This window comes from Mesoflavibacter sp. (assembly GCF_964226795.1).
Lineage (GTDB): Bacteria > Bacteroidota > Bacteroidia > Flavobacteriales > Flavobacteriaceae > Mesoflavibacter > Mesoflavibacter zeaxanthinifaciens.
Genome location: NZ_CAXQQP010000013.1, coordinates 25,844 through 43,000 on the forward strand (window position 1 = coordinate 25,844; position 17,157 = coordinate 43,000).

Below are 17,157 nucleotides of genomic sequence, written 5' to 3' on the forward strand. Positions count from 1 at the left end.
ATTATGCACATAGGCTACATCACACCAGAATATCCACACCCAGAAGTTAGTCATGCAGCAGGTATAGCGACTAGTATTAAAAACTTAGCCACTAGCTTGGTAAAGCAAGGTGTGAAAGTAACGGTATTTGTATATCATCAATCTAAAGATTCTATTGTAGAAGCCGATGGTGTGACTATACATTTAATAAAAAAACAGGCGTTTAAATTTTTAACCTGGTATCATTATAGAATATTAGTAAACCGCTATGTCAATACCATTGTTGAGCAAGAACAAATCCATCTTTTAGAAGCACCAGATTGGACCGGTATAACGGCTTTTATGCGCTTTAAGGTTCCGTTAGTCATTAGGTTTCATGGTAGTGATGCTTATTTTTGTAAACTAGATGGAAGGAAACAAAAGTTTAAAAATTTTGTGTTTGAAAAACTAGCCTTACAAAATGCTAAAGCCTATATTGCGCCAACCACCTATGCAGGAGAAGAAACCGCTAAAATATTTGGTTTAAACCGTAATAAAATTAAAACCATCCATTATGGTTTGGAGTTGGATCGGTTTGTTAATGCTCATCCTGAGGAATTTCAACCTAAAACACTTTTATACATAGGAACAATTATCAGAAAAAAAGGTGTTTTAGAGTTAGCCGATGTATTTAATAAGTTAGTACAAAAAGAACCAGATGCACAATTAATTTTAATTGGAGGTGACTCAGGAGATATTAAAACAGGCAAAGCATCTACTTATGCATTGATGCAGTCTTTATTTTCTGAAAAGGTAAAAGCAAAGGTCAATTATTTAGGAAAAATACCTTATTCAGAAGTACAAGAACATATAAAAAATGCGCATGTCTGTACCTTTCCTAGTTTTGCAGAAACTTTGGGTATGGTAACTATTGAGAGTATGGCGCTTCAAAAGCCTGTAGTAAATACCAGTATAGGTTGGGCACAAGAGCTAATAGATGATGGTGTTAATGGGTATTTAGTACATCCTAAGCATACAGATGCTTATGTTGAAGCAATTATAAAGCTTTTTAATGATCAGGAATTATGTTTACAAATAGGTAAAGCAGCACGAGTAAAAACAGAGCATACTTTTGATATAGAGACTTTAGTACAACAAAATATTGATTATTATATGTCTGTAATTAATAGCTAATAAACATGCGTAAACTGATAAAAAAACACCTAGTTAAACAATTCTATTTTTTTAAATGGGTGATGCGCTACTTTAAATCTATATCTTTTTCTAAGCCAGAACAGAAACAGATTATAGTTTGTTTTGACGGTGTGTTTCCACATGGTGGATTGGTAGACCGTTTAAAAGGTATCATCTCTTTTTATCAAGTTGCCAAAACATTAGACTATGATTTTAAGATATTATTTTATAATCCTTTTGCATTAGACCAATTTTTAGAACCAAATCAAGTAAATTGGCTTATTAAACCAGAAGCCATTAGATGGCATCCGTTTAAAGACCAGTTTATACATGTGGTTAATGATTTTAATGTGAATCCAATAGAACTTATTAAACAAAAAAAAGCGAATCGTTATTTTGTTTATGCGAATATAGATTATGGACGTACTCTTTTTCCTCATTTAAATGAAGATGAATTAGGACAGCAATGGAATACAGATTTTACATCACTTTTTAAAATTTCTGATCTTTTAAATCAGCGTTTACAAGAGATAAATACTTCAAATTTTATTGCTTTTCACACTCGGTTTACCAGTATTATGGGTGATTTTAAAGATACCACTTCTTTAGTGTTGCCTGAAGCCGCTCAAGAACAATTAAAATATAAATTATTAGAAAACATAAAGACCTTAAGTGCTAATAAAACCGCTTATATTTTTTCAGATAGTATTAATTTTATTAATTATGTGACTGCGAATAGTTCTATAAAAGCTGTAGAAGGAATGCCATTTCATATGGATAATTTTGAAAAAAATAGCCAAATAGAAGGACATTTAAAAACGTTGATAGACTTTTTTATGATTAGTAAAAGCAGTCAGGTTTATTTTTTAAAAACAGAAGCCATGTATAACAGTAGTTTTTCTAAGTATGCTGCTATTGTTGGAGAAACAACATTTACCTACGTTGATTTATGATAGTTATTGTGCATCATGATAATAAGATTGTAAAAGTGTTACATAACGCTCAGGTTATTGATGGGTATTTAAATCAACCATTAACCGAAACGTTTATTGTTTTGGCATCTGCTTATCCGGATTCTCTTATTTTATGGTGTCACCAAAGTTGTGAAGCACATATTAACTATGAAGGCTTAACGGAAGTATTTCATCATCAACGTATTCTGGCGAGTTTTTATATAGGTTCTCATTATTTGCCAGAGCAAATAGGTTATGTAGAGCGTTCTTATTATCTAAAAATTAATAAGCAGGTGACTTATCCTACTTGGTTAATGTCTAGCATGGTTGGTGGTGTGCATGCATCTGTAGTCAATACAGTGACGTCTATTTTGCCTAAGTCTAATCCTTTTGATTATTACTTAAATAGCTTAGCTAAGCATGGTATGACGCAAGGTTTATTTTGTTATTCATCACCAGATTTACTAAAAGAAAATGTATCGATAAGTTATCAGCAAGAAACAGCTTCTATTTCTATTTTATATCAGTTTGTAAAGCAGCATTATAAATGGGTTTGGGTTTATTTTTTGACCTTGGCTATTTGTGTTTATGAAAAACGGTTACCAATTGTAGCTTTATTAAAATCGCTATTTTTTAAGCAACAACATCTTGAATTTAATTTAGGTAAATTAAAAATACATAGTTTAAAACAAGTTAACACAACGTCTACGGTAGATGTCATTATACCAACCATAGGAAGAAAACAATACTTGTATGATGTGTTAATGGATTTATCAAAACAAACGTTATTACCTAAAACTGTAGTCATTGTTGAACAAAATCCAGAACCAAACTCTACATCCGAATTAGATTATTTAGCAACTCAAGATTGGCCTTTTAATATAAAACATACCTTTACCCATCAAACCGGTGTTTGTAATGCTAGAAATATAGCATTGTCCCAAGTAGAAAGTGAATGGGCTCTATTAGGTGATGATGATAACCGATTTGAAGCAGACCTCATAGCATCTTTACTAGAAGCTGTGACTAAATATGGTGTTACTGTGGGTACGACTGTGTATTTACAACCACATGAAACACAAACGTATTTAAACACGGCACAAACTAGTATTTTTGGAGCAGGCAATAGTTTAATCAAGTCAGAGTTAATTAAACAAGTACAATTTGATAAACGCTATGAGTTTAATTATGGTGAAGATAATGATTTTGGAATGCAGTTGCGCCATTTAGGAGAAGATGTGATTTATTTTGCAAATATTAAAATAACACATTTAAAAGCGCCGTTTGGAGGTTATAGAACAAAAGTGAAACAACTATGGGAAGATGATTTAACCCAACCTAAACCATCACCTACGATTTACTTACTTCATAGTACCTATTTTACATCTAATCAATTACAAGGGTATCAATTGTTGTTAGGGCTAAAAAGCTATAAACGTGGTCATGAAAAAAATCCTTTTAAGTTTGTAAAACAATTTAAAGTGAAATGGCAAAAAAGTGCTGAGTGGAGTCAAAAACTAACCCAATCTATTAATGCTTAAACTTTACACCAATACCGATTTTTTAACAGAAACGTATCGACGTCAAGTCTTTCCGTTACTGTTTGATTTGGTATTTAAGCCAAACCAAGAACTGCTTAGTTTGTATCAAATTACCGATACCATTAGTGAGGCAGATGTAGTTGTGTTTCCTATAGATTATGCGGTGTTTATTAAGCATCAACAAGTTAGTCAAGAATTATTACAACTCGCCAAGCAGCATCAAAAACCATTATGGATTTATACTGCAGGTGATTATGGATATACTAATTACATCAAAAATAGCTATACGTTTAGATTAAGCGGTTTTGATAGCAAGTTGTCTAAGACTACTTTTATATTACCTTCATTTATAAATGATCCTTATTCAACTTTTATAAATTCAGAATTTAAATCTTTAGAAAAAACAGAACAACCTAATATTGGTTTTGTAGGACACGCCCAATTAGGATTTAAAAAATGGCTAAAAGAGCTATTTAACCATTTGAAATACAGTGTAAAACGTCGTTTTAAAGGTTGGTTGGTCGATAAGCAATCGTTTTATCCATCTAGTATTAAACGCGCTAGATATTTACAAACATTAGCGGTAAACGATAAAGTAAACACCAATTTTATCCTTCGAAATCAATACCGCGCAGGACTACATAATGAAGCAACTAGACGCGACAGTAGTATAGCTTTTTACAACAATATTCATAATAATGCTTATACCTTTTGCATTCGTGGTGTTGGTAATTTTTCGGTACGTTTTTATGAAACTCTAGCAGTAGGACGTATCCCTATTTTATTAAATACAGATTGTAGATTACCTTTAGCAAACATTATTGACTGGCAAAAACATTGTGTGATTATTGATGCTAAAAGTAAGGTGCCAATTATTAAACAAATCCTAGATTTTCATCAGTCATTAAGTGACACTGAATTTAAAGCATTACAACAAGCTAACAGAGAGCTATGGTTACAATATTTAAAACGTGATGCCTATTTTAAAGCCATTTATAAACAATTTAAAGCAAGGTCATTATGAGGTTTTCTTTAATTGTTTGTACATATATGCGTCCGCAAGCTTTACTAACTTTGTTGAAATCGATAAACGAACAAAGTTTATACCCAGATGATATTTTAATTATTGATGGATCTACAAATAATGATACCAAAACTATTTTAGAAGAAAATCCTTTTAAAAATTTAAGATATTATAAAGTAGATGATTCGCAACGCGGATTAACTAAACAGCGTAATTTTGGGATTAATCAAGTAGGAGATGCTATAGATGTGGTTTGTTTTTTGGACGATGATATTGTTTTGGAACCAGATTATTTTAAGCAGCTTTTATCAACCTATATTACTTATCCTAATGCATTAGCAGTAGGCGGTTATATTACTAATGAGGTACGGTGGGAAACTTCAGATGGTAAGGACAATAAAGATAAGTTTTATTTTGATGGTTACATGCGTAATGAACCCTCGCGATTTAAGTTAAGGCAGCCTTTTGGTTTGTTACCAGATGTAGCACCAGGTTATATGCCTACTTTTTCTCATGGTCGATCGGTTAGTTTTATACCACCTTCAGGGAAAACCTATCAAGTAGAACAAATTATGGGAGGCGTGTCTAGTTACAAAAAAGAAGTGTTTAATACATATCAGTTTTCAGACTATTTTGTAGGATATGGACTTTATGAAGATGCCGATTTCTCATTACGACTAGCTAAAAAAGGCGATTTGTATGTTAATACTAATGCGCGTTTAGCACATTATCATGACGCTTCAGGACGACCAAACCAATTTAAATATGGTATAATGGTATTAAGAAATGGCTGGTATGTATGGCGTGTTAAATACCAAAATCCGAGTTTGAAAGCAAGGTTTAAATTTCATGCAACGTCTTTGTTGTTAACATTGATAAGAATGAGTAACATCATTACTACTAAACATCGAAAAAAAGCATTGACCGAAAGCTTAGGACGTGTTGTTGGGTGGTTTTCTATTATCATTAATCCGCCAAAAGTCAACCGATGAATTTTTTAATCCTAACACATGTGCCTCATATTTACCAAAACCAAAAATGGTATGGCTATGCGCCTTATGTGCGAGAGATGAATATTTGGTTAAAATACGTAGATGAAGTAACTATCGTTTCACCTGTACATCAGGCAAAACCGTCTGCAATTGATATGGCTTATCAACATGATCAGATTATACATAAAGCAATTCCTGAAATAGCTTTTATTAATTTTTCAAGAGCTTTAAAGTCTTTAATATCTTTGCCTTTAATTTTGTTTACATTGTATAAAGCTTGTCAGCAAGCAGATCATATTCATCTACGCTGTCCTGGTAATATAGGTTTATTAGGTTGTTTGGTTCAGTTGTTTTTTCCTAAGAAAATAAAAACCGCTAAGTATGCAGGTAATTGGGATCCAAAATCTAAGCAACCCTTGAGTTACTGTTTACAAAAGTGGTTGTTAACTAATACTTTTTTAACTAAAAATATGACTGCTTTAGTTTATGGTGAGTGGCCTAATCAAACTGAAAATATTAAACCATTTTTCACAGCTACTTTTACCGAAGCAGAAAAAGAACCCTTAAAGGTAAGAGACTACAGAAGTGCTTTAGAATTTATGTTTGTAGGTAGTTTAGTCGAAGGGAAGCGTCCTTTATTTGCTATTCAGTTAGTTGAGCAGTTATTAAAACAAGGTAAACAAGTACGATTACACGTATTTGGTGATGGCGTTTTAAGACCTGAATTAGAAAATTATATTAAAACACATCAATTAGACTCTCATATCGTTTTACATGGTAATCAGCCAAAAGATGTTATAAAAACCTATTATAAAACATCACATTTTTTAATTTTAGCTTCAAAATCTGAAGGTTGGCCAAAAGTGGTTGCGGAAGCGATGTTTTTTGGAGTTATTCCTTTATCTACGCGAGTTTCTTGCATACCAACGATGTTAGGTCATGGTGAACGAGGCATACTTGTAGAGGCAGATTTAGGTCAAGCAGTTAAAGTTTTTAATAGCTATGCTGAAGCAAACTTTAAGTCGATGTCAATAAAAGCTTTAGAATGGTCGCAAGCATATACTTTGGATCGTTTTGAAAAGGAAATTAGGGATTTGATTTTGTTTGAAGAAAATAGAGAATAGAGATAAGATGAAATAAACAAGAATCAAGAATCAAGAGACAAGAGGTAAAAGTATGCAGTCAGCATTAAGCAGTTTGCAGTAGGTAGCTGGTAGATAATAGAAGTAAGAAGTTGTATGGTTAAAGTAATTAATAGTAATTAGAAAAATGAAAGTATTACAACTTATAGATAGTTTGGAAGCAGGAGGCGCAGAGCGTGTTTCTGTAAATATTGCTAATGCTTTATCGGCTGAAATTTCTAAATCTTATCTTTGTAGTACAAGACAAGAAGGTATCCTTAAAGTATCATTAGACCCAAAAGTTGGTTATTTGTTTTTAAACAAGAAACGAACATTTGATTTAAAAGCAATTATAAAGCTTAAAAGTTTTATTAAACAAGAACAAATAGATATTATACATGCCCATTCTAGTTCTTTCTTTACAGCTACATTAGTTAAATTACTATATTTAAAAGTTAAGATTATTTGGCATGACCATTATGGGAATAGGCCCAATTCTAATAAGTTTCAGATAAAAACATTAAAGTTTTGTTCCTGTTTTTTTTCTTATGTTTTTAGTGTTAATGAGTTATTGGCTTCTTGGGCTCGAAAAGAATTATTAATCAAATCCGTTACTTATTTACCCAATTTTTCCATCGCAGAGGAAGAAAAATTAATTACAAAATTAAGAGGGTTTAAAGGTAGAAGGATTGTTTGTTTAGCAAATTTAAGAGAAGAAAAAGATCATATTAATTTGTTGACAGCTTTTAAAAGTGTATACGATAAAAATAAAGATTGGACGTTGCATTTAATAGGTAAAGATTTTGAAGATGGTTACTCTCAATCTATTAAGCAATACATCAAAGATTTTAAGTTGTCTGATGGTGTCTTTCTTTACGGGAGTTGTTCAAATACTTCAGCAATTTTAAAGCATTGTGATATAGGTGTGCTATCTTCAAAATCTGAAGGTTTACCTCTAGCTTTAATTGAATATGGATTAGCAGGTTTACCTACTATAGCTACTAATGTAGGACAATGTAAAGAAGTAATCATAGATAAACAAACCGGACTGTTGGTGCCGTCTAGTGATCCAGAGTCATTAAGACGCGCTTTAGACTATTATATTGATAATCCTTTAAAACAAGAGTTGTTTGGGAGTGCTTTACGCCAACATATAGACAATAATTTTTCAAAAAAAGCTGTTATTTCAACTATTAAAGGTATATATTCTAACTTTGTGCCTCATTAATGGATAAACAGTATTTAAATATATTAGGACTACATGTGGTTTTAGGTTTGTTGATGTTTTTCTTCAGATCTTTTGGTGACATATATTTTTATGGGTTAGTTGCTTATTTCTTCTTTAGAGTTATCAGTGCAAAACCTAATTTAAAAGCATTTGAGATTATTAAAGCATGCTCTTATATTTTAGGAGCTGAGGTAATTTTAAGGATGACAGGTAGTGGGTTGTTTTATGAGTCTAGTAAATACCTTGTGATAGTATTTTGCATAATGGGACTTTTTTACAGAGGATTTCATTTTAAAGCAAGTTCATACCTTCTTTATATACTATTATTAGTACCAAGTGTTTATATCTCTTTGTATGTGCTTGATGTGAGTACTAATATTAGAAAGGCTATAGCTTTTAATTTAAGTGGGCCAGTAACTTTAGGTGTTGCAGCGTTATTTTGTTATAAAATACAGTTAAGTAAAAGTCAGCTTAAACATGTTGTTAATCATATTGTATTTCCTTTAGTTAGTACATTGATTTATATTATTACCTATAACCCTAATGTATCTGAAGTAGCAGTTGGGACTTCTTCAAACTTTATAGCATCAGGTGGTTTTGGTCCTAATCAGGTGGCAACAGTTTTAGGTTTAGGTTTTTTTCTATTTACGGTTCGTTTCTTTTATTTTTCTAAATCCAAACTAATAAAGTATCTAGATTTATTATTTATTTTACTTTTTGCCTTTAGAGCAATAGTTACTTTTAGTCGTGGAGGAGTATTTACAGCTATAATAATGATAGTCGCTTTTATATTTATTCAATATAAAAGTATGGATAAGGTTAATAAAACTAGAATGCTATCTTCTGTAGTGGTTTTTTTGGTTCTGGGAGCTGCAACTTGGATTATCTCTACCATACAGACTAATGGAATGATTGAAAAACGTTATGCCAATCAAAATGCAGTAGGAATGGAGAAAGAAGATATAACAACAGGACGTACAGATTTATTTTTAGCTGAGTTTGAAGAGTTTTTAGAACATCCTTTTGTAGGTGTAGGTGTAGGGCGTATCAAAGATTTGCGCTTTCAAGAAACAGGTATACACGCTGCCTCACATAATGAAATGAGCCGTATCATTGCCGAGCACGGTTTTTTAGGCATTTTAGCCTTCAGTATTTTACTTTTAGTTCCTTTATTTTTAAGATTAAAAGATAGAAGTAACGTACTCTTTTTCTCTTTTTATCTGTTTTGGTTTTTAACCATAAACCATTCTTCCATGCGTATTGCAGCACCAGCGTTTATATATGCTTTAAGTTTAATACATATTAAAGATGACTCATCTCGTTTACATAGGAAACAAGTTAGCGCATAAAGGTAATACAGCATCTACTATTGATACCTTGGGTCTTCATATTGAAGATTTAGGTTATAAAGTGACTTATGCGTCTTCTAAAAGTAATATTTTTTTACGTTTATTAGACATGTTATTAACCGTGTTTAAACAGCGTAAAACAGCTAATTATGTACTAATTGATACTTATAGTACTTTAAATTTTTATTTTGCTTTAGCTGTTAGTCTGTTGTGTCGTCTTTTAAAGTTGAAATACATACCCATTTTACACGGCGGAAACTTACCTAACCGTTTAATAAATAACCCTAAGCTTAGTCAACTAATATTTAAGTATTCTTACATTAATATATCACCTTCAGAGTATATGAAGCATCATTTTGAAACTAAAGGTTATACATGCAAAGTCATACCTAATAGTATTGATATTAGTCAATATGAGTTTAATACTCGAGTTATAGATGAGGTAAAACTACTTTGGGTACGCTCTTTCTCTAAAATTTATAATCCTACTTTAGCTATAGATATTTTAGAGACTTTGAAAGTAAAAGGGTATAATGCCTCTTTATGTATGGTAGGACCAGAAAAGGATGGCAGTTTAGAGACGACCAAAGCTTACGCTAAATCTAAGTACTTAGATGTAACCTTTACTGGTGGTTTAACCAAATCTGAGTGGATTTTACTGTCTAAAGATTACAATATATTTATAAATACGACTAACTTTGATAATATGCCAGTAAGCGTTATAGAAGCTATGGCATTAGGATTACCGGTTATTTCTACAGATGTTGGTGGATTGTCATTTTTAATTCATCACCAAAAAGATGGTTTATTAGTAAAATCAAGACAAGTTGAAGGTTTTGTAAGCGCTATACAACAACTTAAAGATGATTCTATATTACTATCAACTATTACAAAACAAGCAAGGGTAAAAGCCGAAAGTTATGATTGGTCTACTATACAACAATTATGGTTATCTGTCTTAAAATGATAATTATAAATTTGTCGATACACTTGTTTAAAATTTTTATGTTTTTATCTTTGGTAAAATTCTTCCAACCAATAGCCAATGGATAATACAAGTGGCATACATTTTGAAATTTCTGAGCGTAAAATTCTACTACGTATTTTCGACTTGCTTTCTATAGGTGGCTCTTTGTACTTGGTGAGTACTATATTTAATTTTGATTATTTTTTGGTAAATAAAGAGCATTGGGCATGGATTTTTGTGCTAGCACTTTATATATCTGTTTTTGGAACAGTTTTAGAACTGTACGATTTACAAAAATCTAGCCGAATGGAAACTGTGGTAAGCACCATTATTTTAACCACTTCGATAACCGTATTATTTTATTTATTAACACCTTTTTATACACCATCTTTACCTGATAATAGATTGCAGATTATCTATTTTTATATTGCTATTTTATTAGGTTTGTTTGTTTGGCGTTGGGCTTATATTACCTTTATTTCTTCACCACGTTTTTATAAGCGTGTATTACTTATAGGAGAAACCTCTAATATTAAAAGTATTGTTAAGGCTTTTAATAATGCAGACCCAAATTATGTTATTGTAGGTTATATAAATTGCGAGAGTGATAAAAAAGACACAGTTAAGTTTACTGCAGTTAAAGAATTTAGCTCAAGGCAAATTAGAAAGGTGATTAAAGATGAAGGAATTTCTGAAATAGTAGTCGCAAGTTATAATTCAGAAAATATAACGCCAACGATATATTCAGAGCTTATGTCTTTGCTAGAAAAAGGTTTTCCAATCAAAGAGTACACACAAGTTTATGAGGATATTACTTATCGTGTCCCTGTACAATTTGTAGGTAAAGACTTTTATAAATATTTCCCTTTTAGTAGAAATAATAAAAACAAATTTTACCTTGCTTATAGACGATTATTAGATATAATTTTATCTGTGATAGGATTGGCTATAGGAGTTTTGTTTTTACCTTTAAATTTAATAGGAAACGCACTTGGTAATAGAGGTAAACTGTTTTATACACAAGAGCGCGTAGGTAAAAACGGAAAACCTTTTACTATATATAAATACAGAAGTATGGTGAAAAATGCCGAATCTGCAGGAGCAGTTTGGGCAAGTAAAAATGATAGTCGCGTTACGCCTTTTGGACGTTTTTTACGCACGTCTCGCTTAGATGAAATTCCGCAATTTATTAACATCTTAAAAGGCGACATGAGTTTGATAGGTCCAAGACCAGAACGACCTGTTTTTGTTAAAGAGTTGTCTCAAGTTATTCCTTTTTATGAAACTAGACATATTGTAAAACCAGGACTAACAGGTTGGGCTCAGGTTAAAGCGCGTTATGGATCTAGTGTAGACGATAGTTTGTTAAAACTACAGTATGATTTGTTTTATATTAAACATCGTAGTTTTATGTTAGACATAAATATCGTGATAAAAACCTTAAGTACTGTTATTTTCTTTAGAGGACAGTAAATTTAAGTTTTGAAGTTCTCGTCAGTTCGAGTGTTTTACGAGGTACGAGTACAATTTATCGAGAACTACTATTTCTTTAAAAACTTCAATAGAAATATGTATCTTACGAATAGCGCAATTAAAAGCGGAATTAAAGTTGGAGCAAATTGTTGTACACCACTAATCCAATGTACAGTAAGCAAGCATAGCATTAATACACAAAACTTAATATATCCAATAAACCATTTTTTTGGTTTTGCTTTATAGGCTTGGATAACCATAAATAAACTTAAAGGAAAAGCCCATAATAAGTTATAATTATAACCCGTAGCGGTATGATCTGTACCGAACCATAGTAAAGTTAAAAGTATACCTATTACACCTAAAATTAACTGTATACAAGCATCTAACCCTTTTGTTCTTCGCTGTTTTTTATGATCGTTAAAGGTTATATAGATGATTAATATAGCAATAAGACTTAAAACAAAAATTGGACTTAATAAAAAAGTTCCGTTTTTAAATTTAGTATCAGAATTAATAATTGTTTTACTATTACTAACTAATTGTCTATTATTTATTGTAGCCTCACTGTAAAATGCATGTATGTTTTTAGGTAAAAACATGTGCTCTCTTGGTGTTGCGGTTCGGTCTATAATAGCTCCTAATGCAATATCTATTCCTAAGCTTCCCCAAGTATTAGGATGCAATTGATCTTGAATTAATGTGCGGAAAGTTTTGTCTTCGTAATTATCAGGTAATTGGTAGTCAATATTACCGTTAGTAGCATTTTCTATAACATCTCTAATTTTTGTAGCACAATTATCATAGAAAAAATCATATAAATAAGCCCCTTGATTTTTTGCGTAATTAGTTTCTAAAAATGTATAAACGCTTTGCTTTTCTTCAGCAGAAAGATTAAGAATTTGTTCTTTAATACTTCTGTTTTGTTGTTTGTAAAAATTAACTAAGTTATTGTAATTAGCTTTACCTTGTAAGTAGTTAAGTTTTCCTCTAGCGAAGTTGAGGTAAAAGTTTGGGTCTTCAAAATTATAACGACCAAAGTCGTATACAATATCGCTGTAACTTGTTTTTAGTCTAATACCACTATGTCCAAACGCATCATTAAGGTTATTGCCAGAACCAATGGTTAATACACTAATTTGTGTGTTGTTAGGGATGTTTTTTTGTGAAAAAGCAATTGTAACACAAAGTAGAAAAAGGAAGCGTAAAAGTAGTTTCATAAGATAGGGTTATCTAAAGATACTAAAATCTAATTTTAAAGAAAATACGTTAGAATATAATGCTACACTTTGGTCACCAATATCTGTAAACGCATAATCTACCTGTATACCGTTGTATTTAAACCCAACACCAAATGTAGGCTGGAAAGTTAATTGCTCTGAATTATCTATCTGTAATTCATTTTGAAAATTACCCATTCCGCCACGAAGATATATCATGTCAATATATCCAAACTCAAACCCAAATGCAGGGTTAATGCTAGCAAAAGAGGTAGAGATAACATCATTATTTTGTTCAAATCTTACATTTAAATCTATTTCTGCTTCTAATGTATAATCGTAGTGAAAGCGGTATAGTTTTGCAACACCAATTTGTAGTTTAGGTATTGTAATTTCTGTAGTTTCTGGTAATTCTTGGTTTTGACCTTCAACAGCATTCTGTACTTTGGCAAATTCTTCTTCGTTAATTGACCATGCGTTATACGTTGTTGTGATGTCTCTTGCCATAACACCAAACTTCCAATTGTTATCTGTTTCAAATTGAATAGCAGCATCAAGACCTACGCCCCAACTTGAAGCAAAATCCCCAATAATACGGCGTATAATTTTAGCATTTACGCCATAGCTTAATCCTTGTATAGGTAAGTTTCTTGAATAAGATATTGTTAATCCATAATCTGCAGTAGAGAAGAGGCTAATACGGTCGTAATTTACATTACCTTGCTCGTCAATTAACTGAGTAGTATCTAAAATATCGTCTACAGCAAATCTAATTAAAGACACTCCAAAAGCACTATTATCATCTAAAGGCATAGCAAAACCGGCATAGTCATAATTTGCAATATTAGCAAAGTAACTAGAGTGCATTAAAGCTAATTGATTGTCTTCTAAATTGATTAATCCTGCAGGATTCCAGTAACCTGCATTTACATCGTTAGATCTTGCTACTACAGCGTTACTTTGTCCCAAAGCAGCAGCATCTACACCTATATTCATAAATTCGTTAGAATATTTACGGGTGGTTTGTGCGTTTAATGGGATGAACACCAATAATATAAGAGAAGCTAAAAGTAATCTCAATTTCAATTTTTTTTACAAAGATGCTATATTTTTTCTACATATTAAACTTCAATTTTAATAGTATATTGTTTGTAAGTTGTTTTAGACCAAAATTCTTTACTATTTTTACAAAAAACTAATGCATGAATATTAAAGCCTTTATTCCTAATTTTGTCACACTTCTTAATCTTTTATGTGGAAGTATAGCTGTGGTTTTTGTTGTAAATAATCACTTTACATTAGCAGCAATTTTTGTTTTTTTAGGTATATTTTTTGATTTTTTTGATGGGCTTTTAGCAAGAAAATTAAACGTACAAAGTGAGTTAGGAATACAATTAGATAGTTTAGCAGATATGGTTACTAGTGGTTTAGTGCCAGGTTTAATTATGTATAAACTGTTAGAGTTAGCAACTAATACAAATGGAATAACTATAACTGATGACTGGTCTGATAGTTTATATTGGTCTGGCGTTAATGTTAGCTTTTTGCCTTTTTTAGGGTTACTAATTACGTTGTCTTCAGCCTACAGATTGGCACGTTTTAACATAGACGAAGATCAACAAAGCTATTTTAAAGGTTTACCAACACCAGCAAATGCTTTGTTGGTATTGTCTTTACCTTTAATTTTAGAATTTCAGAATAACGATTTGATAAATGCGACTATTTTAAACCCTTGGTTTTTGGTGGTTTTAACTTTGTTAAGTACTTATTTATTGAATTCGCCAATTAAATTGTTTGCCTTAAAATTTAAAAGTTACGGTTTTAAAACCAATGCTGTGCGTTACATTTTTTTAATACTTAGTGTTGTATTACTAATAGTCTTACAATTTGCAGCAATCCCTTTAGTTATCTTACTTTACATTTTATTATCATTATTTAATACAATCAATTAATAACTATTATGTTAGAAAACATTTTTACCCTTCTAATGCTTATAATGTTACAAGCAGTTTTAGGTTTTGACAATTTACTTTACATCTCTTTAGAATCTAAAAAAGCACCAAAAGACTCTCAAAAGCGCGTTAGAAAAGTAGGTATTTTAATTGCTATAGCTTTAAGAATAGTGCTGTTATTTGTGTTAGTATCTATTATTGGTTTTTTTAAAGAGCCATTTTCTTTCTTAACAGGAAGTATAGAAAATGTAGTAGATTTTGCATTTAACGGTCACAGTTTAATTGTTCTTGCAGGTGGCGGATTTATAATTTATACTGCTATTAAAGAAATTTGGCATATGATTGGTACACCAGATATACATGAAACCTTAGAAAAAGAAACCAAAGGTTTTAAAAGTGCTAACGCAGTAGTTGTTAGTATTGTTATTATGAATTTGGTGTTTTCTTTTGATTCTATTTTGGCAGCAATAGGCTTAACTAGTGATATTGAAAGCTCTACAACAGCTTTTATAATTATGGCAATTGCTATTGTATGTAGCGGTTTATTAATGCTATTGTTAGCAGATAGAATTTCAACATTTTTATCTAAAAATAGAATGTATGAAGTTTTAGGTTTATTTATCCTTTTTATAGTTGGTATAATGCTAGTGACAGAAGGAGGACATCTAGCACATATCAAATTTTTTGGTAATGAAATTACACCAATGAGTAATACTACATTCTACTTTGTTATCGCTGTTTTAGTTATTGTAGATATTGTACAAGGACGCTATCAAAAGAAATTGTTAGTAGAGAAGGCAAGTGTAGAGAATAAAAAAGAAGAAAATTAATTATCTGATTAGATGATAATTTTCAATTATATTTTCTTTAGTATATATAAAAGCATATCAATTACAAATAATTGGTGGCCAAAAAAATCTACAATAAGTGCTATTACTGTTTTATTATATTTTAATCTTTTGACGATTGTAGCATTCTTAAATGAAGAGATATTAAAAACTAAAATTTTATTTTTTTTTATTTTTATAATAACTTTTGTACTACCACACTTTTATTATTACAAAAAAGGAAGGCTTGAAGAAATAATTGAAAAATTTGAAGAAATAAACAGGAAAAAACTATTTAAATATGACTTATTAGTTTTGACATACGTTTGTGCTTCAGTTTATCTGTTTTTTTATAGTTTGAATGTTGGTATTGAAATACCTTTTATTTTAATAAGTATTATTTTAATTACATCATTATATTCTTATCTTAAAATAGTAAGGTTTGATTAGAAACTAATTTAGTAATGACTTTTTCGGATTAACGAGAAAAGCTAAAGCTAATTTTTACTGCGTATTGCTGACTGATTACTGCGTACTGCCAACTGAAAACTGCCAACTGAAAAAACCTACTCGCGTATTTTCTTTTTACGTAACTCGAAGTTTTGACCTAGGTATACTTTACGTACCATTTCATCATTAGCTAATTCTTCTGGTTCACCAGCTTTAAGTATACTACCTTCAAACATTAGGTATGTACGATCTGTAATAGCTAACGTTTCTTGTACGTTATGGTCTGTAATTAAGATACCAATATTCTTTTTAGTTAACTGTGCTACAATACGTTGTATGTCTTCTACAGCAACAGGATCTACACCAGCAAAAGGCTCATCTAATAAAATAAAACTTGGGTTTGTAGCTAATGCACGTGCAATTTCTGTACGACGTCGCTCTCCACCAGATAATAAGTCTCCACGATTTTTACGTATGTGACCTAAACTAAACTCTTCAATTAACGCTTCCATACGCATTAATTGTTCTTTTTTACTAAGTTTAGTTAGCTGTAATACGCTTAAAATATTTTCTTCAATACTTAATTTTCTAAATACAGAAGCTTCTTGGGCTAAGTAACCAATACCATTTTGAGCACGTTTGTACATTGGGTAATTGGTAATATTAGTATTGTCTAAAAAAATATTTCCGCCATTAGGTTTAATTAAACCAACAATCATGTAAAAAGACGTTGTTTTACCTGCACCATTAGGTCCTAAAAGCCCAACAATTTCACCTTGATTTACTTCAAGGGATACGTCTTTTACTACTTTTCGTCCGTTGTAGGACTTCATTAAATGTTCGGCTCTAAGCTTCATCTGTTGATTTAATTTTGCTAAAAATAGTCATTTCAATATAACTATTAAAGT

15 protein-coding genes are annotated in these 17,157 nt (G+C 31.1%); 12 read left to right on the plus strand and 3 right to left on the minus strand.

Going from position 1 to position 17,157, the window contains the following annotated elements:
- The first annotated feature begins 3 nt into the window (after positions 1 to 3).
- The 10 genes from ACEQT4_RS11575 to ACEQT4_RS11620 all read left to right on the plus strand — a co-directional run bounded on the left by ACEQT4_RS11575 (position 4) and on the right by ACEQT4_RS11620 (position 11,800).
- On the plus strand, positions 4 to 1,152 hold the full coding sequence (locus tag ACEQT4_RS11575) for a glycosyltransferase family 4 protein (protein WP_370227855.1): 1,149 nt from the start codon (positions 4 to 6) through the stop codon (positions 1,150 to 1,152).
- 5 nt (positions 1,153 to 1,157) lie between these two features.
- The gene (locus tag ACEQT4_RS11580; protein ID WP_372521220.1) at positions 1,158 to 2,105 is read left to right on the plus strand and encodes a hypothetical protein; all 948 of its coding nucleotides are present in this window, start codon (positions 1,158 to 1,160) and stop codon (positions 2,103 to 2,105) included.
- The gene (locus tag ACEQT4_RS11585; RefSeq protein ID WP_370227859.1) at positions 2,102 to 3,646 is read left to right on the plus strand and encodes a glycosyltransferase family 2 protein; all 1,545 of its coding nucleotides are present in this window, start codon (positions 2,102 to 2,104) and stop codon (positions 3,644 to 3,646) included. The genes ACEQT4_RS11580 and ACEQT4_RS11585 overlap by 4 nt, the downstream gene beginning before the upstream one ends.
- Positions 3,639 to 4,670, plus strand: a complete 1,032-nt coding sequence (locus ACEQT4_RS11590) for an exostosin family protein (protein ID WP_370227861.1) — start codon at positions 3,639 to 3,641, stop codon at positions 4,668 to 4,670. The genes ACEQT4_RS11585 and ACEQT4_RS11590 overlap by 8 nt, the downstream gene beginning before the upstream one ends.
- Entirely contained in the window at positions 4,667 to 5,662 is a 996-nt protein-coding gene (locus ACEQT4_RS11595) for a glycosyltransferase family 2 protein (RefSeq protein WP_370227863.1), read from the plus strand. Before ACEQT4_RS11590 ends, ACEQT4_RS11595 begins: the two co-directional genes overlap by 4 nt.
- Positions 5,659 to 6,786: a glycosyltransferase gene (locus ACEQT4_RS11600; RefSeq protein ID WP_370227865.1), complete on the plus strand. Its 1,128-nt coding sequence runs from the start codon at positions 5,659 to 5,661 to the stop codon at positions 6,784 to 6,786. The genes ACEQT4_RS11595 and ACEQT4_RS11600 overlap by 4 nt, the downstream gene beginning before the upstream one ends.
- A gap of 145 nt (positions 6,787 to 6,931) precedes the next feature.
- A complete protein-coding gene (locus ACEQT4_RS11605) occupies positions 6,932 to 8,011 on the plus strand; it encodes a glycosyltransferase (protein WP_370227867.1) in 1,080 nt (359 codons plus the stop codon).
- Positions 8,011 to 9,360 (plus strand): O-antigen ligase family protein, encoded by a 1,350-nt coding sequence (locus ACEQT4_RS11610; protein ID WP_370227869.1) that lies wholly within the window; start codon positions 8,011 to 8,013, stop codon positions 9,358 to 9,360. Before ACEQT4_RS11605 ends, ACEQT4_RS11610 begins: the two co-directional genes overlap by 1 nt.
- On the plus strand, positions 9,320 to 10,327 hold the full coding sequence (locus ACEQT4_RS11615; protein ID WP_370227871.1) for a glycosyltransferase family 4 protein: 1,008 nt from the start codon (positions 9,320 to 9,322) through the stop codon (positions 10,325 to 10,327). Before ACEQT4_RS11610 ends, ACEQT4_RS11615 begins: the two co-directional genes overlap by 41 nt.
- Before the next feature lie 78 nt (positions 10,328 to 10,405).
- A complete protein-coding gene (locus tag ACEQT4_RS11620; RefSeq protein WP_370227873.1) occupies positions 10,406 to 11,800 on the plus strand; it encodes a sugar transferase in 1,395 nt (464 codons plus the stop codon).
- Between the two features lie 68 nt (positions 11,801 to 11,868).
- Here ACEQT4_RS11620 and ACEQT4_RS11625 read toward each other — a convergent pair whose 3' ends face one another.
- Positions 11,869 to 13,020, minus strand: a complete 1,152-nt coding sequence (locus ACEQT4_RS11625) for a DUF4105 domain-containing protein (RefSeq protein WP_370227875.1) — start codon at positions 13,018 to 13,020, stop codon at positions 11,869 to 11,871.
- Positions 13,021 to 13,029: 9 nt separating this feature from the next.
- Positions 13,030 to 14,016 (minus strand): PorV/PorQ family protein, encoded by a 987-nt coding sequence (locus ACEQT4_RS11630; RefSeq protein WP_205619340.1) that lies wholly within the window; start codon positions 14,014 to 14,016, stop codon positions 13,030 to 13,032.
- Between the two features lie 206 nt (positions 14,017 to 14,222).
- Between ACEQT4_RS11630 and ACEQT4_RS11635 the strand changes: the two genes are divergently transcribed.
- Together ACEQT4_RS11635 and ACEQT4_RS11640 are read left to right on the plus strand one after the other, a co-directional pair.
- A complete protein-coding gene (locus ACEQT4_RS11635; RefSeq protein WP_370227877.1) occupies positions 14,223 to 14,972 on the plus strand; it encodes a phosphatidylcholine/phosphatidylserine synthase in 750 nt (249 codons plus the stop codon).
- 8 nt (positions 14,973 to 14,980) lie between these two features.
- Positions 14,981 to 15,802, plus strand: coding sequence for a TerC family protein (locus ACEQT4_RS11640; protein WP_370227879.1), 822 nt, complete (start codon positions 14,981 to 14,983; stop codon positions 15,800 to 15,802).
- Between the two features lie 563 nt (positions 15,803 to 16,365).
- Here ACEQT4_RS11640 and lptB read toward each other — a convergent pair.
- On the minus strand, positions 16,366 to 17,106 hold the full coding sequence (gene lptB / locus ACEQT4_RS11645) for an LPS export ABC transporter ATP-binding protein (protein ID WP_027880018.1): 741 nt from the start codon (positions 17,104 to 17,106) through the stop codon (positions 16,366 to 16,368).
- Positions 17,107 to 17,157: the final 51 nt, after the last annotated feature.